The sequence below is a fragment of the Massilia sp. TWR1-2-2 genome (assembly GCF_049897565.1).
GTDB lineage: Bacteria > Pseudomonadota > Gammaproteobacteria > Burkholderiales > Burkholderiaceae_D > JAFCUW01.
The window spans coordinates 20,455-39,092 of record NZ_JAFCWM010000019.1; the positions used below are offsets into that span (position 1 = coordinate 20,455).

Here is an 18,638-nt window from a genome sequence, read left to right on the forward strand (position 1 = left end):
CGGCGCCGCGCCAAAAGCCTACTTAAACAAGAGAATTCAATGACTGCCCAGTTGCCCTTCCTGCCCTTCTCCCGCCCGACCATCGACGAAGACACCATCGCCGCCGTCGGCGACGTGCTGCGCTCCGGATGGCTCACCAACGGCGGCCCGCAGGTGGCGGCGTTCGAGGCGCAGCTGTCGGCCTACTTCGGCGGGCGCCCGGTACGCACCTTCAACTCCGGCACCTGCACGATGGAGATCGCGCTGCGCATCGCCGGCGTGGGTCCCGGCGACGAAGTGATCACCACGCCGGTGTCGTGGGTGGCCACCGCCAACGTCATCCTCGAAGTGGGCGCGACGCCGGTGTTCGCCGACATCGACCCGGTCACCCGCAACATCGACCTGGACAAGCTGGAAGAGGCGATCACGCCGCGCACCCGCGCCATCATCCCGGTCTACCTGGCCGGCCTGCCGGTCGACATGGACCGCCTGTACGCGATCGCCGACAAGCACAAGCTGCGCGTGGTGGAAGACGCCGCCCAGGCCTTCGGCTCGACCTGGAAGGGCCGCCGCATCGGCGCCTTCGGCGACTTCGCCTCGTTCAGCTTCCAGGTCAACAAGAACCTGACCACCGGCGAAGGCGGCTGCCTGGTGATGAACACGGCCGAGGAAGCGGCGCTGGCCGACAAGTTCAGGCTGCAGGGCGTGACGCGCAGCGGCGTCGACGGCATCGATGTCGACGTACTGGGCGGCAAGTACAACATGACCGACATCGCCGCGGCCATCGGCATCGGCCAGATGAAAACGATCGACGTGGTCAACGCGCACCGCCGCACGCTGGCCGCGCATTATTTCAAGAGCTTCGGCCTTGACTTCGAGGCGCAGACCGGCGCCCAGCTGCCGCAGCAGGCGTTCGACACGTCGAACTGGCACCTGTTCCAGATCATCCTGCCGGACCGCGGCCCGACCACGCGCGCCGATTTCATGACGCACATGAAAAGCGACTTCAACGTCGGCACCGGCTTTCACTACGCGCCGATCCACCTGTTCACCTTGTACCGCGAGATGGGCTTCAAGGAAGGCATGTTCCCCGAGTCGGAGCGGATCGGCCGGCTGACGGTGACGTTGCCGATGTTCTACGCGATGACCGAAGCGGACGTCGAGCGCGCGGTGGCCGCGGTCAAATCGGTGCTGGCCAAATGAGCGCCAGCATCACCGCCATGAAGCCCGAACTGTCGGTCGTCATTCCTATCTATAACGAGGAAGCGGGCCTGGCCGCGCTGTTCGAGCGCCTGTATCCGGCGCTCGACAAGATCGGCATCCCGTACGAGATCGTGTTCGTCAACGACGGCAGCCACGACAACTCGGTGTCGATCCTGGCCGAGCAGTTCCGCACGCGCCCGGACGTCACCCGCGTGGTGCTGTTTAACGGCAACTACGGCCAGCACATGGCGATCCTGGCCGGCTTTGAAGCGATCCGCGGCGAAATCGTCGTCACGCTCGACGCCGACCTGCAAAACCCGCCGGAGGAAATCCACAAGCTGGTCGAGAAGATTCGCGAAGGCTACGATTACGTCGGCTCGATCCGCCGCAAGCGCCAGGATTCGGCGTGGCGCACGATCGCCTCGAAGATGATGAACCGGCTGCGCTACCGCATTACCAACATCAAGATCACCGACCAGGGCAACATGCTGCGTGCCTACGGGCGCAACGTCATCGACCTGGTCAACCAGTGCGGCGAGGTCAACACGTTCGTGCCGGCGCTGGCGTACAAGTTTTCGCGCAAGCCGACCGAGATCAACGTCGAGCACGAGGAACGCTCGGCCGGCGAATCGAAGTATTCGCTCTACAGCCTGATCCGGCTGAACTTCGACCTGGTGACCGGGTTCTCGCTGGTGCCGCTGCAAATCTTCTCGATGCTGGGCATGATCATGTCGCTGCTGTCGGCGCTGCTGGTGGTGATGCTGCTGATCCGCCGCTTCATCCTCGGCGCCGAAGCCGAAGGCGTGTTCACGCTGTTCGCGATCGCCTTCTTCTTCATGGGCGTGATCCTGTTCGGCATCGGGTTGCTGGGCGAATACATCGGCCGCATCTTCCAGCAGGTGCGCGCGCGGCCGCGCTACGTCGTGCAGACCATCTTGCAGCACGTGCCCGGCAAGGACGAGCAGATCGACCTGGCGGTGGAAAAACGCCAGGTGTCGCGCTGATGGCAGCGCGCCGCGCGGTTGTCTTCGCGTATCACAATGTCGGGGTACGCTGCCTGAAAGTGTTGCTGGCCGGCGGCGTCGACGTCGCGCTGGTGGTCACGCACGAGGACAGCGCCGGCGAAAATATCTGGTTCGAGTCGGTCATCTCGCTGTGCCAGGCCGAAGGCATCGCGTTCGTCACGCCGGCCGACGCCGGCTCGCCCGAGCTGCTGGCGCAGGTGCGGGCGGCGCAACCGGATCTGATGTTCAGCTTTTACTACCGCAACATGCTGCCGGCGTTGCTGCTGGCGGTGGCGCCCGCGTTCAACATGCACGGCTCGCTGCTGCCGCAGTTTCGCGGCCGCGCGCCGGTCAACTGGGCGGTGCTGCACGGCGCGCGCGCGACCGGCGCCACGCTGCACGAAATGACCGTCAAGCCGGACGCCGGCGCCATCGTCGCGCAGAGCGCGGTGCCGATTTTGCCGGACGACACCGCCTACGAAGTGTTCGGCAAGGTCACCGTTGCGGCCGAGCAGGCGCTGTGGCAAGTGCTGCCCGGTCTGCTCGACGGCAGCGCACCGCGCCGCGTCAACGACCTGTCGCAGGGCGGCTATTTTGGCGGACGCAAGCCGGAAGACGGCCGCATCGACTGGTCGCAGCCCGCCAGCGAAGTCTACAACTTGCACCGCGCGGTGGCGCCGCCCTACCCCGGCGCGTTCACGGATGCCGGCGGCCAGCGTTTCATTATCGAAAAGGCAAGGTTGTTGCCGCTCTTGCGCAGCGAGTTGCCTGCCGGACTAGCTGTGGTGGATAATTGCATCGTTGGCGTGTGCGGCGACGGCCGCGCGCTCGCCATTTCCAGCCTGCTGGCCGACGGCGAACCTGTCTCGCCGGCCCAGCTCCGGGACATTTTAGACGCCTGCCGCGGCCAGGCAGGCGAAGCCAAAGCCTGATGGATTGATGATTTGACTGAACAATTTCGCACCAAAGGCCCGCTGCTGACGCTGAAGATCGACGTTGACACCTATCGCGGCACGCGTGAAGGCGTGCCGAATCTGGTACGCCTGCTCAAGGCGCATGACGCCCATGCCACCTTCTTGTTCTCGCTCGGACCGGATCACACCGGCTGGGCATTGAAGCGCGCATTTCGCCCTGGATTTTTCACCAAGGTGTCGCGCACGTCGGTACTCGAACATTACGGCCTGAAAACGCTGATGTACGGTGTGCTGCTGCCGGCGCCGGACATCGGACGCCACTGCGCCGACCAGATGATGCAGGCGCAGTACGCCGGCTTCGAATGTGGCATCCACACCTGGGACCACGTGCGCTGGCAAGACGGTGTGCGCAAGCACGGCGCCAGCTGGACGTCGCACATCATGCGCCGCGCCGAGGACCGCTTCAGGTTCGTATTCGGTCAGCCGGCGTCGACCCATGGCGCGGCCGGCTGGCAGATGAATGAGCATGCATTCAAGGAACACGACGCCGCCGGTTTCCCGTACGCGTCGGACGGACGGGCCATGTTGCGCGACGACGGTTCGCTATTGGATGCGCGTTGCGGCCCGCACCGGATCGCCGGCACCAACTGCGTGCAATTGCCGACAACGCTGCCGACGCTCGATGAGCTGCTGGGCCGTACCATCGACGGCGTCACCATCACGACAAGCAATATCGCCGGGCACTTGCTGAAGCTGACGGCCGGCGCCGAACGCGATCATGTATATACCTTGCACGCGGAGCTTGAAGGACAAAAACTCAGCCCCATATTCGAACAGCTATTATCAGGTTGGAAAGCCCAAGGCTACCAACTCGCGTCGATGGCCGACTATTACCAGAAAGTGAAAGACTTGCCCTTGCCCGACTATCCGGTAAGCTGGGGCGAATTGCCCGGCCGTTCAGGTGAACTGATCGTGGCCGACCCGACCGGAGCGCGTCCAGGAGAGCCTCGTGGCTGATAGCCAAACCCCAGCATCCGTAACCGATTTTTCCGCACCCATGACTGGTGACAAGACATTCCAGCTTGGCGGCCGTCCGGCACGCTATACCGTGCTGTACTTCTACCCGAAGGACAACACGCCCGGCTGCACGACCGAGAGCATCGCGTTTCGCGAACTGCACGAGCAGTTCGTTGCCGCCGGCACCGAAATTTACGGCATCAGCCGCGATTCGCTGCGCTCGCACGAAGGCTTCAAGTCGAAGCTGGGGCTGCCGTTTGAACTGATCTCCGATCCGGAAGAAGCCGTCTGCCTGCAGTTCAACGTCATGAAGATGAAGAATATGTATGGCAAGCAAGTCCGCGGGGTCGAACGTAGCACGTTTGTAATTGACGCTGAGGGCCGAATGGTGAAAGAATGGCGTGGCGTGAAGGTTGCAGATCACGCCGATGAAGTGCTGGAGTTCGTGAAAAGCCAGCCCTAGCAAGGATGGCTTCCCGTTGATCAACCTGCTGTAGAACATCGATTGCATCCGCCCATTTTGAGTCACCGTTTTCTCTTCCTGCATCATCCCAATCTGGCGGCCTGCCGGCGCGGCCACTATGCCGTGCCTGACCAGCGCCTCCCCCTTGCTATACGACCAGGCCCTGAACGCGATGTGCCAGGTGCTGCGTGCGCCTCGCCTCGCGGCCCTTCGGAACTTTTTTAGATTGAGACCCTGATGCCACTGCCAAAACTTCCTACCAAGCCGGCTGCGCTGCTGCTGGCAAAAGACTATCCAAAAGCCGAACGCGGCGCCAAGGGCGCGGTACGCGCGGTGGCAGCCGCGGCGCCGCTCGATCCGGTCGAAGACCTGATCAGCGGCAAGGCCGTGCCGGCGCCGAAAGCGATCCGCGCCGTCAAGACCGCCAAGGCCGCGGCTCACGCGCCTGCCGCGCCGACGCCGTTGCCAGTGGCTGCTGCGCGCCCTGCCGCGCGCGCCAAGGAGCAGAACGACGACGAACGCGACGTGCCGCATCCGGCCAAGCACAAGCCGGTCGAGGCGATCATCAAGTCGTCCACCAGCCGCCAGGCCGACAAGACCGGCGCCACCAAGATGTTCGTGCTCGACACGAACGTGCTGATGCATGACCCGTCATCGCTGTTCCGCTTCGAGGAGCACGACGTCTACCTGCCGATGATGACGCTCGAAGAGCTGGACGACCACAAGAAGGGCATGTCGGAAGTGGCGCGCAATGCACGCCAGGTTTCGCGCACGCTCGACGCGCTGATCGCCAACATCGACGACGACGCCATCGAGGCGGGCATCCCGCTCGCCAAGCTGGGCAACAAGGACGCCAAGGGCCGCCTGTTCTTCCAGACGCGCCTGCAAAACGGCCCGACCCTGCCGGAAGGCCTGCCAGTCGGCAAGGCCGACAACCAGATCCTTGGCGTGGTGCGCAACCTGGAGAGCGAGCTGCCGGGCCGCGCCATCGTGCTGGTGTCGAAAGACATCAACATGCGCATCAAGGCGCGCGCGCTGGGCCTGCCGGCTGAAGATTACTTCAACGACCACGTGCTGGAAGACACCGACCTGCTGTATTCCGGCATCGTCCAGCTGCCGGATGATTTCTGGAACAAGAACGGCAAGGACATGGAGTCCTGGCAGGAGAACAAGAACGGTTCCTCCGCCACCTTCTACCGCGTGACCGGCCCGACCATTCCGACCTTGCTGATGAACCAGTTCGTGTTCCTTGAGCCGAAGAATGGCGAGGCGCCTTTCTACGGCCAGGTCAAGCAGCTCAACGGCAAAACCGCCGTGCTGCAGACCTTGCGCGACTTTAGCCACACCAAGAACAACGTGTGGGGCGTGACCGCGCGCAACCGCGAGCAGAACTTCGCGCTGAACCTGCTGATGAACCCGGACTGCGATTTCGTCACCCTGCTCGGCCAGGCCGGCACCGGCAAGACCTTGCTGGCGCTCGCCGCCGGCCTGGCGCAGGTGCTCGAGACGAAGCTGTACAACGAGATCATCGTCACCCGCGTGACGGTGCCGGTGGGCGAAGACATCGGCTTTCTGCCAGGTACCGAGGAAGAGAAGATGTCGCCATGGATGGGCGCGTTCGACGACAACCTCGAGGTGCTCAACAAGTCCGATTCGGACGGCGGCGAATGGGGCCGCGCGGCGACGCAGGACCTGATTCGTTCGCGCATCAAGATCAAGTCGCTCAACTTCATGCGCGGCCGAACCTTCGTCAACAAGTTCCTGATCATCGACGAAGCGCAGAACCTGACGCCGAAGCAACTCAAGACGCTCGTCACGCGCGCCGGTCCCGGCACCAAGATCCTGTGCCTGGGCAACATCGCGCAGATCGACACGCCATACCTGACCGAAGGTTCGAGCGGCCTGACCTATGTGGTGGATCGCTTCAAGGGCTGGTCGCACAGCGGCCATGTGACACTGGCCCGCGGCGAGCGTTCGCGCCTGGCTGATCACGCCAGCGAAGTGCTTTAAGCAACATTCCTCCCTACGAAACCCTGCGCGCCACACGGTGCGCGGGGTTTTTTTATTGTCGAGCCATTGGGGGTAAAACCGGATATCATCCAGTCAATTGCAACGCGAAAATACGCGCAGCTGTTACTAAAAAGCCAATTGGTCGACGGGAAATGACATCATGAAATTCCGATTTTGGGGGGTGCGCGGATCGATCCCGTCGCCTGGGCCTCGCACCGCGCGTTACGGCGGCAACACCACGTGCATCGAGGTATGCACCGATGACGGCACGCTGATCATCCTTGACGCCGGCACCGGCATCTTCGCGCTGGCGCAGCAGCTGGTTGCGCGCCTGCCCGTGCGCGCCCACATCTTCATCACCCATAGCCACTGGGACCACATTCACGGTTTGCCGTTTTTTACGCCGCTGTTCAACCGTGGCAGCATGGTGCGGCTGCACGGCGCCGTCGATCCGGCCACCGGCAAGGGCATCGAACACGTGCTCGGCGTGCAACTGCAGAACAGCTACTTCCCGGTCGGCGAAGCGCAGATGGACGCTACCATCGAATACCAGACGCTGACCTTTGGCGAGCAGGTCGCCGTCGGCGACGCCGTTGTCGACAATGTGCTGATGAATCACCCGTGTACCAATCTTGGCTACCGCATCACCTGCAACGGCAAGTCGATGTTTTTCACCGGGGACCATGAGCCGTTTTATAACCGGTATCCGCAGGAGGACGATCGGCATGCAGCTTATCAGGCGCACATGGAGCAGCGCCAACGCGAAATCGATGAGGCGATGCGGGGCGTAGATGCGTTGATTGTCGACTGTTCGTACACGCACCTGGAGTATCCGGCCAAGCAGGGATGGGGACACGGCACGCTCGATTCGGCGCTGGAGATGGCGGTACGGGTTGGCGCGAAGGTGCTGTACGTTACGCATCATGAGCCAACGCGGTCCGACGATGATCTGGAGGCGGTGTTTGCGGATTTGCTGGCGCGGCATCGGCTGCCGGCGTCGCTGAAGGTGGTGCTGGCTTACGAGGGATTGGAAGTCGCGTTGGCCTGAAGGCATTTTCCGCAAACATTACCAAAGGTATCTGCCATACAAGAGCTCGCGCTTCGATTCGACAAAGCTCGTCTGTTCACGGCGTCATCGGAGAGTGTTCTAAGCTCAAAGCGAACTAATTCTTCACCAATAACGCACATCGTCGGGGCCATCACCATCGCTTTCGAAATCCGCCCAACGGTAGGAAACTCCATCCACCACAACTTCATCCGACGGATCAAGCATGAGCCCTTGAACCGTTACCAAAAAACCAGCCACTGCATCGAGGAATTCCTCATCATACTCAGGCGGCAAGTCACCCTCTTGCTTGGCCCGCTGGAAATTGCCGCTGATGAATTTGGATTTCTCCATGTCCAATGATTCTAATATTTCCCCTCGGACGGCAGCATCAATGATTGGCAGCGTTACTTTGCGAAAGCCATATTGATCATTTGCGGGTGGCACCTTTTGCTCTATCTGCTTACGCAGTTCAATAGCCTTACGCTTTAACCGAACAGGATCTACTTCCAAAAAATGCCAGTCGTCATGTCTAACAAGCTTCTTAAACATTTATTCACCTAAGGTAATGTTATGGCCGTCGTAATGGGAGAGGAAAAGGCGCTGCGATCTATCAACAGCGATTGTACTCCACCCGCCTTCTGAGACCACAGGGTACCGTTAGCGCCTACTTCTGTGGTTCGTGCGATAACCGAGGTGAAACTAGTACTGTTTCTTAGGGCTGTCACCTCAACCACTTGGAACGCCTTCCCCTGCTGGGAAATTAGCGGCATTCCAAATTTATTTGCAATTTGATCATAACTCATCCCTTTTAACGCGAGGACTTCCTCTTTCGTAGCCCAGAAGGCACTCTTGTCGCCAACAGCAGCACCCTCTGTGACTACCTTGTAAAATTTATCGCCGATATCAACTGCTTTCGCAACCGGCAGGGACGAACCACTCTTAATAAGTTGGCTAGCTTCCGCAACAGCGCGCTCATGCCCCAACCCTTGCTTTTCGAATTCCACTACCATTCGCCGCCCTTCCGGTGAAAGCATGGGATTTTTGTTGAGTCCGTGAGTCACGTAGTTTTCCCAATCACCGCTAAAGGCTGGCTTAGTGGCCCGCACGACGTGAACCCCATCGTCCGGGCGAACAACCATTTCACGCGCAATCGAAGTTTCTGATTTAATTGCGTCTGCGCTTGCCGATTTTGCTCCGGCCCTTTCTGCATTGGCCGCTTTAGCGGCACGCGCCGCCTTGCCTCCCTTCAGCCAGCCTAACGACGCAGCGAATACTTCTGTGCCAGCGCGGGTAACCGATTCAGCATATTGCCCCTTTTCCCAAGGGTCTTTAACTGGCGCAACGATAGCCTTGCCGATGTTGAGCGCACCCTTGCCCACGGAGCCGGCAGTGACGTTATCGAGCCGGATGTTTTCGGCTAGGATCTGGGCATCAAAGTGGGCGTGCAGTTTCCCGCTGTCCGTTTGAGTGAGACGCTCGAACTTGGGCACGGCTTTAATGCCTTCATACGCCAGCTCACCCGCACCTAATACGAAATCCTTGGCAAAACCGAGTACACCTCGCGCGACTTGAGCGGCGTAGTCGGCACCCGTCCCTTGATCGGCTCTAATGTTTTTGATCAGCCCGTCGAGTACTTCGTTTGTCTGCTGAAAATTCAGGTACTCGTCGAGCGCATCAAAGTTGAGCATCCCTGCCGCGACTTCCTCCCTCGCTTTTTTAAGTGCCTCAAGTTTTGCGCTGGTGCGCTGCCCTGGCGGAAGCGTGGACTCCACCCGCGGAGGAGCCGAGCCTGCTGCTTTCTGTTCTGTTACTAGCTTTCCCTGCGCGCCGCCAACTCCGGACGCGTCGCAATTGATCAAACACCGACTATCGTGACGGGCGACAGGAACACCGTTGACTTTGACGTTGGCATGGCCATCCAAGATCTTGACGTGGCCGCTACCGAGGGACGTTCCGGACACAACGTGCTTGCCTGCGTCCGCCTGCACATTTTGCAGAACGTCGCCTTGGCGATAAATCGCTGTGCCGCGTGCCTTTACATTGGGTGAGGCTGAACGCTTCTGATCAAGTGTCGCAAAGCTGTTAAACGCAACTACATCTTTGCCGACCTTGCAAAAATCAGGGGCGGTGCAAACGGCTTGCCACCCTTCAGCGTGAGCGGGATTTTTACCCCACCTTCCATTCCTGATCACAGGTAAACAAACTGGCGGCTCCCAAAACAGAACGGAGTCGCAATGATGCAAACAGAATCGAAGCAGCAGGTATGGTCGGCACGGATGCACGAGCAGGCAGTGTCGGGCCTTGGCATAAAGGCGTGGTGCGTCCGCGAAGGGCTTACCGAGACGACATTTCATTACTGGCGCAAACGCTTGTCGGTGCCAGCGCAGCCGGCAACCAGCCTGATCGCCTTGCCCTTTGTCGGCCAGCCGGGGAAGCATGCTCTGCAACTTGAGACCCCGCATGGCTATGTGATCCGGATCGCCAGCCTGGAACAGCTTGGCTGGGTTAAGGGTCTGCTTGAGGTGCTGCGCTGATGTGGGGCACGCCGCAAGGGCTGGTATATCTGGCGACGGGTCACCACGACATGCGCAAGTCGATCAACGGGCTTGCCCTGGTGGTCGCCGAAACGCTCGGGCATGACCCGGTCGGCGCGCACTGGTTTGTATTCTGTAACCGCGGACGCGATCGGCTCAAAATCCTTCATTGGGACACCAACGGATTCTGGCTGCATTGCCGGCGCCTCGAACAGGGCCGGTTCCACTGGCCGAAGATTGGCGACGATGCGCAGTCGCTGGCCGTGACGGCGCGGCAGCTACGCTGGCTGATCGATGGTCTGAACTGGCAAAACGCGGTTGCCCACCAGACGTTCGAGCGGCGCGCCATGTGCTGAAAAATATTTTTGGTAAACATCAAAAATACGTAAACCCAAAACGAAATTTGTTTTGGTACAGTCTCGGGCATGCACTTACCCGACCTCATCGCCACCATCCATCCCGAGCTTCGCGACTACATCCGCGACCTTGAGGAGCGGGCTGCGGCGTCGTCCAACTACCAGGGCCAGGTCGCCAAATTGGAGCAGCGGGTCGCGTTCCTGGAGGATCAGTTCCGGCTGGCCCAGCTCAAGCGCTTCGCGCCATCGTCCGAGAAGGCGAGCGGCCAGGGCAGCCTCTTCAACGAAGCCGAACAGGATGCAGCCGCGTTTCCCGAGGAAGACGAATTCGACGACATGCCAGACAGGCAGCCAACGACGCCGGCCAAGAAACGCGGCCGCAAGAGCCTGCCTGCGCACCTGCCGCGCAAGCGCGTCGAGCACGACCTGCCCGAGTCGGAGAAGGTCTGCGCCTGCTGCCAGGGCGCGCTTCACCGCATGGCGAGGAAACGAGCGAGCAACTCGACATCATTCCGGCCACGGTGCAGGTCTTGCAGCACGTGCGCTTCAAATACGCCTGCCGCCACTGCGACCGCCATGGCGAGTCGAGCACGATCGTCACCAGCCCGATGCCGACCCAGCCGATCCCGGGCAGCAATGCCAGCCCCGGCACCCTGGCCACGGTCTTGACCGCCAAATATGCCGACGGTATGCCTCTGTACCGCCAGCATGCAGCGCTGCTGCGCGGCGAGGTGGACATCGCACGCGGGACCTTGGCGAGCTGGTGCATCAAGGCCGGCGTACTGATGACACCGCTCTACGAGGCAATGCAACAGATACTACTGACCGAGCCTCTCATCCATGGCGATGAGACCACGGTCCAGGTGCTCAAGGAGGATGGCCGCAAGGCCCAGAGCAAATCTTATATGTGGGTCTACCGCAGCGGCGAAAGAAGCGCTCGGCCGGTCGTGCTGTTCGAGTATCAGCCCGGGCGCGGGCATGAATATCCGGAACGCTTCCTCAAGGGCTATGCGGGCGCCATCATGACCGATGGCTACTCTGCCTGGCGTATGTTCACCGGCCTCAAGCACCTTGGGTGCATGGCCCACCTGAGGCGTAAGTTCGACGAGGCGCTCAAGGCGCAGAAGCATCCGACCGGCCGGGCCAAGGAAGCGCTCGACATGATCGGCAAGCTTTACCATATCGAGGCGATGGCGCGCAAAAAGGCGTTGCCCGACGACTTGACCGAGATCGAGCGCATCCACCAATGGCGGCAGGAAAAGAGTCGCCCGATCCTGGACGCCCTCCATGCCTGGCTGGTGAAAAACCAGAAAGAGGTCATGCCACAATCGTTGATCGGCAAGGCGATCGCCTATGCGATCGGGCAGTGGCTGTACATCTATCGCTATATCGATGACGGCCGCTACTGTATCGACAACAATTTGATCGAACGGGAAATCCGCCCCTTCGCAACAGCTCGAAAGGCATGGCTCTTCTCGGACTCCGTGCCCGGTGCCGACGCCAGTGCCGTCATCTACAGCCTCATGCTCACGTGCCGGGCCTGCAACGTCGAACCCTACGCCTGGCTGCGTCATGTCCTGACCGAACTGCCGAAACGCCAAGCCGGTGACGACGTGACCGACCTGCTGCCATTCAACTACGCCAACCGATAGCCGATTCGCTGCGCGACGGCGGCCGCATGGCTGCCGGTGCGGTTTAAATCCCGCTTACGTAGATCGCGTCTTCGATGCCTTCATCAGACAGGCCAAAGCACTGCTGGGCCACGTACATGCGCAGCATGCGCGCCAGACCGATCGGCGGGCGGCCAGCGCCTTCTACCTTCGGATAGTGCGGCTCGATCAGTTCATGCAATTTCGACCAAGGCGTCACACTGTCGATCTTCGCGAGGAAGCGGTCGCGCCGCGTCAACTTCTTTTTGGCGGCGTATTCGAGGTCGGAAAAACTCTTCTGCATGATCAACTGGACGGTGGTCGCGATGCCATTATTGTCGCAGGTCTTGCCAGCGACCGGAACGGGTTCCGGAAGAATAAATCAGTGCTTCCCTAGGTCCAATGATTCTAATTTTTCCCTTCGGACGGCAGCATCAATGATTGGCAGCGTTACTTTGCGAAAGCCATATTGATCGTTTGCGGGTGGCACCTTTTGCTCTATCTGCTCACGAAGTTCGATGAGGAATACACCAGCAGGCCGTTCTAAGGTAGCCGGCGCATGGTGGTGTTCCTGCGAGCCTGCGGCCATGTGGTGAACCGCAAGCGGGTCCAGCGCTTCATGCGCGAGATGGGCTTGGCGGGCATGGATACCGGGAATAGCTTTTGACGTCAGCAGTATTTTACGTTATCTGGCCAGTCACCCTCCTCCTCAAACTCCAACCATCCATACGTTACGCCATCGATGATGACGTCCTCGGTTTCCTCTAGGGACAAGGCTTCAGCCGTGACCGTGAATTCCGATACAGCCGACTGAAACTCGGCGTCGTACTCAGGCGGCAAAGTGCCCTCTTGTTTATCATGGTAATAATTTCCACTCACAAAATGTAATTCATCTAAGTCCAGGGAATTGACTATGTCGCCTCGGATGGCCGCGTCCAAAACTGGTAATGTAACTGAATAGAAGGAATAAATATCCGCAGTCTCGCTAACCTTTCGAACAATTTCGTCACGCAATTTAGCTGCCGTACGGCGTAGGGCAACAGGATCTACCTCTGCGAAGTTCCATTTGTCGTACCTAACAAGTTTCTTATACATTTTACGATTCCTAAGGAAACGTCATCGCGGTAAGTTTGGGGGATGTAAAGATACTTCGGTCTATTAGCAGAGTCTGTATACCCTTCCCCGATTGTGACCAAACTGTGCCATTTGCGCCGAGCTCCGTTGTAGGAGCAATAATCGAAGTAAACGTCATATCAGGGCGCAACGCTGTAATTTCCACTACCTCAAACTTCACCCCTTGCTGCGAGACTAGCGGAATTCCGAGGCGATCCGCAATCTGATCGTACCTTAAGCCATATCGTTATACACAACTCAGCCATGCCCCTCGCGCATAGACTGTAGAGCAGTGGCCACGTCCATCACACGCTGCAATCCCTGCCAGATCGTCTTGACGCCGGGCTCCCCATCGCTCTTGCGAGCAAGGAAGCCGCCAAGTTGGGCGATCAATCGCAACACCTCATTAAGACGGGGCGGCGCCGTTGGCTGAGGCTTTTTCGAGAGCAGATATGCGCCCCGAATTTTGTCGGGGTCGAAGAACAAAGCGGCATCCAGATCCGGACAAGTCCGGCCCATGCGCATCAGATAGGCCACCCGCCAGGCTACGATCATGAACAGCGCTAGCGCCCGCTCGATGCGATCGATGGCCGACAGTTGGAGCGCTTCGACCTTGCAACCGTTCTTGAGGACGTTGAAGTAAATCTCGATTTCCCAGCGCGCGCGATACCAGTCGATCAATTCGATGGCGTCTTCCAGTGTCGGCGCCACCCGATTCGTCAACAGGCGCCATTCGACTGGCTTGACCCCCTTCGGCACGCCGATTTCGCGCGCCACGATACAGGTGGCCGATACCGTCCCGGCCTTGCCGTTCGATATGCTCACTTCGCGTGCCCAGAGCTGCTGGCGCACCTTGCGTGACTTCTGATCGTCTCGGCCCGGCATGGTGAAGGTGATCTCGCCCAGCGCGGTGCCTGCGGTCGTGTATGCCCACAGTTTCTCGCCGTCGCCATCGGGCAGACAGCGATTGTGCTTGGCGCGCACCAACCAATCGGCCGGTGTGCCCAGTACCTGCGCGCGTGCCATCATGGCCAGGAGATCGGCTTCGCGGTCGGCGATGTACACCAGCCGCGTCGCCGGCATCTCGGCCGCCATTTCCGCCACGCGTTCATAGCCTTCGATCCAGCGCGTGCTTTCCTTCTGCCCGTGCCGCACGCCATCTTTGTCGCGCTCTTCGCGCGCCCACATCCACGCGTCGAGCACGCCCAACGGCTCGCGATCTGGCGTGACCGCGTAGGTCGGGTGCACATACATGCCGCGGCGCGCCTCGTAGTTCAACGGACCGAGGCCGGCCGCCTCCTGGCCATTGAAATCGAGCTCGGTCGTGTCCTGCAAACACAGCACGATCGGGTACGCGCTCATTCGTTTCTGAGTCTGCTCCCAGTGCGGCGCCATAATGTCCTGCCACTCGACATCCGGATTGGCGAGGAAACGGTAAGCTGCGCACGTTTCACTCCAGCTCTCGCACGCCATCGGGATGCTGGCCGTCGGGTTGGCCGAAAGTCGCTCCATAAGTATCTTCGCTCTCTTGTCGAGGCGACCGTCTCCCAAGTCGAGACCCGCGAATTCTTGCTCTGTCCAGCGGCTCGATCCTGTTGCCAAAGCATCACCTAAAAGGCGAGAGTAAACCTGAAACCAGCCCAGTTTACAAGTGCCTTCGCAAGTGCTTGAATGTAAACAGATTTTTCAAGCCCAGGCTGATCCGTTCAGAGTTGTGTATAACGATATGACCTTAAGCCCTTCAGACCTGCCAAGTCCTTTTCGGTGGCCCAGAAGGCACTATTCGGGACTACCGTTCCATGTGCCGGCACGACCTTAAAGAACTTGTCACCGATTTCAACGGGATTAGCGAGATGCATTGACGTACCGACATCGGCTGGCTGTACTCAAGGGTGCTTTACTCTATCTGGCCAATCCCCTTCCTCTTCAAATTCCAGTCTACCGTAGACCTCGCCGTTTATAACAATATCTTCGGTCTCCCCAAGCGAAAGCCCCTGGACAGTAACATCAAACCCCGCCAGAGCGCGCGTGAATCCCCTGTCGTACTGTGGTGGTAATGTACCCTCGCTTTCATCGTGATTGAAATTTCCGCTGATGTACCGATTTTTCCTGCCATTTACCGACACCGATATTTCACCCCGAATCGCCGCCTCGACAAGCGGCATTGTACGAGCATAGAAGCCATATGGATCATTATCAATTTTTATTTTCGATTCAATCTGCTCCTTAAGTCTCATGGCCTGTCTTTTAAGTCGAACAGGATCAACCTCGGAAAAGTGCCATCCGTCATATTTCACTAATTTTAAATACATGATATGCCCTAAGGAAGCTTAATGAGGGTTAGTTTCGGAGGAGTGAATTTACTTCGGTCAGTTACCAACGTTTGAATCCCTTTACCGCTTTGCGACCAGAATGCGCCATTTGCACCAATTTCAGATGTCGGCGCAACCACGGACGTGAAGGTCGTTCCAGAACGCCACGCAGTGATTTCCACCACTTGATATCTTGTCCGTTGCTGCGATGCTAAGGGCAGTCCAAGTCGATCAGCTATTTCATCATATTTCAATCCCTTAAAGCTAGAAAATTGGTCTTGAGTCATCCAATATTCGCTATGTGGGCCAACGGTAGCGCCCTCCGAAACAACCTTGTAAAGTTTGTCCCCAACTTCGAACGGATTCGCTTGGGGTAAAGAAGTACCTGTCTCCATGAGCTTGCTAGTTGCCCGTATTGCTTCCGATTGATCCAATCCCTGCTTTCTAAATTCCAGGACCATTCTCCGTCCTTCTGCCGATTTCATCGGGTCACTGGCGAGTCCATGGGTCCGGTAATTGTCCCAGTTTCCGCTAAAGGCGGGCTTTCGGACTCGCTTGATGTGAACACCGGCGCCCACATGTCCAAGGCCTCGACCCGCGACTTTTGGTGCGCTTGCAGCGGCAGGCGCAGCAGATGTTGCGCTTGACGCACTCGTCAACGCGGTAGATTTTGCACCGTGGACCGCGCTTGATGCCTTGCGCCCCTTCAGCCAGCCCAGCGTTAACGAGAATACTTCTGCGGCGCCGCGAGTAACAGATTCTACGTGCTGCCCCTTCTTCCAAGGATCTGTCACAGGCGCCACGATCGCCTTACCTATGTTGATCGCACTTTGGCCTACGGAGCTAGCCGTGATGTTATCGAGCCTAACGTTTTCCGCGAGGATCTGTGCGTCGAGCTCGGCATGCAGCCGTCCACTTTGCGTTCGCGTGAGTCGGATGAACTTCGGGACAGCTTGTATACCTTCGTATGCTAATTCTCCTATACCTAGCGCAGCATCCTTCGCAAAGCCGATTAACCCTCGCCGAACTTGAGCGTCCAGATCAGCGCCAGTGCCCGGCTCGGCACTGATCCTCTGAATCAGCCCGTCGAGCACCTTGTGCAAGTGCTCAAAATTAACGTACTCGTCGAGCGCATCAAAGTTAAGCATCTCTGCCGCGACTGCCTCCCGCACTTTCTTGAGTGCCTCCAGTTTTGCGCTAGTGCGCTGCCCTGGGGGAAGCGTTGCATCCACCCGAGGGCGAGCCGCACCCGCTCCCTTCTGTTCAGTGACTAGCTTTCCCTGTGCGCCGCCAACTCCGGACGCGTCGCAATTGATCAAGCACCGACTGTCATGCCGCGCGACAGGAACACCGTTGACTTTGACGTTGGCATGGCCGTCCAAGATCTTGACGTGGCCGCTACCGAGGGAAGTTCCGGACACAACGTGCTTGCCAGCGTCCGCCTGCACATTTTGCAGAACGTCGCCTTGGCGATAAATCGCTGTGCCGCGTGCCTTTACATTGGGTGAGGCTGAACGCTTCTGATCAAGTGTCGCAAAGCTGTTAAACGCAACTACATCTTTGCCGACCTTGCAAAAATCAGGGGCGGTGCAAACGGCTTGCCACCCTTCAGCGTGAGCGATATGTCGCGCTTTTCCTTGGCGTCCCGACTTAGGTTGCGGTTCCTTTTTCTCGCCCTCTGCAAGATGCTTCTTGAGTTTGGCGATGTTTTGTTCAAGGTGCTGGATCCGCTTCTCGTATTCCGCAAGTTGCTTTGAACGCGCAATCTGATCCTCAACTGCATATGGTTCAAAGGCAAGGCTGCCATTCGCATCCGAGCCACTGGGATTGGATAGCTTCAGCTTGCTAACACCATCATTTCCGCCGCTCACGTATTCTCCCCAGGCGCCGAGAGCTCGATCGATAACGATTGGTCGCATTCGATCGCGGCAGTAGTAGCCGCCACCATGAGTTCGATGACGGGGTCGCCAGCCTCCGCGTAATGCGCACGCCAGACAAGCGATGCCTGGCATCGGTCCAGGTCGAATCGAACGGTGTCCAGCACCGGAAGACTGACCATGCTGTCGCCGCTCGCCCGCGTGACCACCGCGACCAGGCGCCAACCCGGCAGGCGCATGTCCCGCTTCTGCGGCAGAAGGCCCGACAGAGTCACGCTTTCGTCGCCCGTCAAATGGGGAACGGCCACGAGATCAGGGTGCGCACTCTGGTAGAAACGCGAGTCGAAATCCTCCGGCACCATCGGGTAACGATCGTTGCGCCACTTCTCGTCATAGGTGCCTTGCAAGGCCTGCCGTGGTGTCCACCACCTCGCGATCGGCCCGAGACCATCTGTCGCCGCGGTCTGACAGGGGTGCACTACCGGTTCTAGCGCATCTTCGATTTGTGGCGCGGCGATTACCTTTTGGTCACGCACCCATTTGGCGACATGCTTTCGGGCTGCCTTGTCGAGCTTGCCGTATGCGGCCGGTTTGGGCAGCCATCCACAGCCAGCAGGGTTACCGGAATGTTTAACAGTGTCCTGCTCGCCGTCCGAGGTAAGCGCTGCCGGAATATCGATACACCCACCGAAGGCTAAGCGGTAGTCGAGTGCAACATGGGTCGTGGGTTCAGTCAGTCCCAACCGCCATCCAAAAAACTGCTTACGAAATTGCCGCGGACCGTGCAAGCGGAGAATTTTTTGTACTTTTCCCACCCGAATGCCAGCGACCCAATTTATATGCGCTCGCCCCTCTGGTGCGTTAGCGTGACCGGTCACCAGGATGTCTGTCCCTGGCTTGTACGGCAGCAAGTCGCCGTCCTCTTTGACTACAGCACGAAGAGGATCCGTCGCCACCGGACCCGAGAAAGTGTCTCCCAGCACGACCGGGTGCTGCTCGCGCGCCAAGGTCATCAATTCGCCGCCGGCAGCGAAATCGAAGGTGGCACGGACCACCAACACGTCTAGCCGCTCGCCCTCCGGACCGGTCTGCTCAAACCAGAAATGAGGGACGCCCGTGTGGTTTTCGATATTCGCCATTCTCTCCCGCCTTGACGAGT

General features: G+C 59.2%; 16 protein-coding genes and 3 pseudogenes. 11 read left to right on the forward strand and 8 right to left on the reverse strand.

Annotated features, from left to right (window positions below; translation table 11 throughout):
* Positions 1-39 precede the first annotated feature (39 nt).
* From ACP7DD_RS17965 to ACP7DD_RS17995, 7 genes are all read left to right on the forward strand, one after another.
* Positions 40-1,182: a DegT/DnrJ/EryC1/StrS family aminotransferase gene (locus tag ACP7DD_RS17965; RefSeq protein ID WP_426176167.1), complete on the forward strand. Its 1,143-nt coding sequence runs from the start codon at positions 40-42 to the stop codon at positions 1,180-1,182.
* A 17-nt stretch (positions 1,183-1,199) separates the two neighbouring features.
* Complete coding sequence (locus ACP7DD_RS17970) at positions 1,200-2,186, forward strand: glycosyltransferase (protein WP_426176228.1); 987 nt, start codon at positions 1,200-1,202, stop codon at positions 2,184-2,186.
* Positions 2,186-3,118 carry a formyltransferase gene (locus ACP7DD_RS17975; protein WP_426176168.1) on the forward strand — a complete coding sequence of 311 codons (933 nt, stop codon included), beginning with the start codon at positions 2,186-2,188 and terminating at the stop codon, positions 3,116-3,118. The genes ACP7DD_RS17970 and ACP7DD_RS17975 overlap by 1 nt, the downstream gene beginning before the upstream one ends.
* A gap of 12 nt (positions 3,119-3,130) precedes the next feature.
* The gene (locus tag ACP7DD_RS17980) at positions 3,131-4,117 is read left to right on the forward strand and encodes a polysaccharide deacetylase family protein (protein WP_426176170.1); all 987 of its coding nucleotides are present in this window, start codon (positions 3,131-3,133) and stop codon (positions 4,115-4,117) included.
* Positions 4,110-4,580, forward strand: coding sequence for a peroxiredoxin (locus ACP7DD_RS17985; protein WP_426176171.1), 471 nt, complete (start codon positions 4,110-4,112; stop codon positions 4,578-4,580). The genes ACP7DD_RS17980 and ACP7DD_RS17985 overlap by 8 nt, the downstream gene beginning before the upstream one ends.
* Before the next feature lie 237 nt (positions 4,581-4,817).
* Complete coding sequence (locus tag ACP7DD_RS17990; protein WP_426176172.1) at positions 4,818-6,590, forward strand: PhoH family protein; 1,773 nt, start codon at positions 4,818-4,820, stop codon at positions 6,588-6,590.
* A gap of 160 nt (positions 6,591-6,750) precedes the next feature.
* Positions 6,751-7,638, forward strand: a complete 888-nt coding sequence (locus tag ACP7DD_RS17995) for an MBL fold metallo-hydrolase (protein ID WP_426176174.1) — start codon at positions 6,751-6,753, stop codon at positions 7,636-7,638.
* 123 nt (positions 7,639-7,761) lie between these two features.
* Here ACP7DD_RS17995 and ACP7DD_RS18000 read toward each other — a convergent pair whose 3' ends face one another.
* Both ACP7DD_RS18000 and ACP7DD_RS18005 read right to left on the reverse strand, forming a co-directional pair.
* On the reverse strand, positions 7,762-8,187 hold the full coding sequence (locus tag ACP7DD_RS18000; RefSeq protein ID WP_426176176.1) for a hypothetical protein: 426 nt from the start codon (positions 8,185-8,187) through the stop codon (positions 7,762-7,764).
* 8 nt (positions 8,188-8,195) lie between these two features.
* Complete coding sequence (locus tag ACP7DD_RS18005; protein WP_426176177.1) at positions 8,196-9,830, reverse strand: hypothetical protein; 1,635 nt, start codon at positions 9,828-9,830, stop codon at positions 8,196-8,198.
* A 42-nt stretch (positions 9,831-9,872) separates the two neighbouring features.
* On the opposite strand from ACP7DD_RS18005, the gene tnpA reads away from it, so the two are divergent.
* The 3 genes and pseudogenes from tnpA to tnpC all read left to right on the forward strand — a co-directional run bounded on the left by tnpA (position 9,873) and on the right by tnpC (position 12,180).
* Positions 9,873-10,172: an IS66 family insertion sequence element accessory protein TnpA gene (gene tnpA, locus ACP7DD_RS18010; protein WP_426176178.1), complete on the forward strand. Its 300-nt coding sequence runs from the start codon at positions 9,873-9,875 to the stop codon at positions 10,170-10,172.
* A complete protein-coding gene (gene tnpB / locus ACP7DD_RS18015) occupies positions 10,172-10,528 on the forward strand; it encodes an IS66 family insertion sequence element accessory protein TnpB (protein WP_426176180.1) in 357 nt (118 codons plus the stop codon). The genes tnpA and tnpB overlap by 1 nt, the downstream gene beginning before the upstream one ends.
* Positions 10,529-10,597: 69 nt before the next feature.
* Positions 10,598-12,180 (forward strand): annotated as a pseudogene (gene tnpC / locus ACP7DD_RS18020) (IS66 family transposase).
* A gap of 52 nt (positions 12,181-12,232) precedes the next feature.
* On the opposite strand, the pseudogene ACP7DD_RS18025 reads toward tnpC, so the two are convergent.
* Positions 12,233-12,481, reverse strand: a pseudogene (locus ACP7DD_RS18025) (transposase); the annotation flags it as partial.
* A 138-nt stretch (positions 12,482-12,619) separates the two neighbouring features.
* Here ACP7DD_RS18025 and ACP7DD_RS18030 point away from each other — a divergent pair.
* A pseudogene (locus ACP7DD_RS18030) lies at positions 12,620-12,832 on the forward strand (IS3 family transposase); the annotation flags it as partial.
* Positions 12,833-12,846: 14 nt separating this feature from the next.
* Here the strand turns inward: ACP7DD_RS18030 and ACP7DD_RS18035 are convergent.
* The 5 genes from ACP7DD_RS18035 to ACP7DD_RS18055 form a co-directional block, all read right to left on the reverse strand.
* Positions 12,847-13,272: a hypothetical protein gene (locus ACP7DD_RS18035; RefSeq protein WP_426176182.1), complete on the reverse strand. Its 426-nt coding sequence runs from the start codon at positions 13,270-13,272 to the stop codon at positions 12,847-12,849.
* Between the two features lie 276 nt (positions 13,273-13,548).
* Complete coding sequence (locus tag ACP7DD_RS18040; protein WP_426176229.1) at positions 13,549-14,934, reverse strand: IS4 family transposase; 1,386 nt, start codon at positions 14,932-14,934, stop codon at positions 13,549-13,551.
* Positions 14,935-15,176: 242 nt separating this feature from the next.
* Positions 15,177-15,602: a hypothetical protein gene (locus ACP7DD_RS18045; RefSeq protein ID WP_426176184.1), complete on the reverse strand. Its 426-nt coding sequence runs from the start codon at positions 15,600-15,602 to the stop codon at positions 15,177-15,179.
* Positions 15,603-15,610: 8 nt separating this feature from the next.
* Positions 15,611-17,473 (reverse strand): hypothetical protein, encoded by a 1,863-nt coding sequence (locus tag ACP7DD_RS18050; protein WP_426176185.1) that lies wholly within the window; start codon positions 17,471-17,473, stop codon positions 15,611-15,613.
* The gene (locus ACP7DD_RS18055; RefSeq protein ID WP_426176186.1) at positions 17,470-18,618 is read right to left on the reverse strand and encodes a DUF2169 family type VI secretion system accessory protein; all 1,149 of its coding nucleotides are present in this window, start codon (positions 18,616-18,618) and stop codon (positions 17,470-17,472) included. Before ACP7DD_RS18055 ends, ACP7DD_RS18050 begins: the two co-directional genes overlap by 4 nt.
* Positions 18,619-18,638 lie beyond the last annotated feature (20 nt).

What these genes read in the sequence shown, in the direction of transcription:
- ACP7DD_RS17965 (WP_426176167.1), top strand. Translation starts at nt 40, where the DNA reads ATGACTGCCCAGTTGCCCTTCCTGCCCTTCTCCCGCCCGACCATCGAC.
- ACP7DD_RS17970 (WP_426176228.1), top strand. Translation starts at nt 1,200, where the DNA reads ATGAAGCCCGAACTGTCGGTCGTCATTCCTATCTATAACGAGGAAGCG.
- ACP7DD_RS17975 (WP_426176168.1), top strand. Translation starts at nt 2,186, where the DNA reads ATGGCAGCGCGCCGCGCGGTTGTCTTCGCGTATCACAATGTCGGGGTA.
- ACP7DD_RS17990 (WP_426176172.1), top strand. Translation starts at nt 4,818, where the DNA reads ATGCCACTGCCAAAACTTCCTACCAAGCCGGCTGCGCTGCTGCTGGCA.
- ACP7DD_RS17995 (WP_426176174.1), top strand. Translation starts at nt 6,751, where the DNA reads ATGAAATTCCGATTTTGGGGGGTGCGCGGATCGATCCCGTCGCCTGGG.
- ACP7DD_RS18000 (WP_426176176.1), bottom strand. Translation starts at nt 8,187, where the DNA reads ATGTTTAAGAAGCTTGTTAGACATGACGACTGGCATTTTTTGGAAGTA.
- tnpA (WP_426176178.1), top strand. Translation starts at nt 9,873, where the DNA reads ATGATGCAAACAGAATCGAAGCAGCAGGTATGGTCGGCACGGATGCAC.
- tnpB (WP_426176180.1), top strand. Translation starts at nt 10,172, where the DNA reads ATGTGGGGCACGCCGCAAGGGCTGGTATATCTGGCGACGGGTCACCAC.
- ACP7DD_RS18035 (WP_426176182.1), bottom strand. Translation starts at nt 13,272, where the DNA reads ATGTATAAGAAACTTGTTAGGTACGACAAATGGAACTTCGCAGAGGTA.
- ACP7DD_RS18045 (WP_426176184.1), bottom strand. Translation starts at nt 15,602, where the DNA reads ATGTATTTAAAATTAGTGAAATATGACGGATGGCACTTTTCCGAGGTT.
- ACP7DD_RS18055 (WP_426176186.1), bottom strand. Translation starts at nt 18,618, where the DNA reads ATGGCGAATATCGAAAACCACACGGGCGTCCCTCATTTCTGGTTTGAG.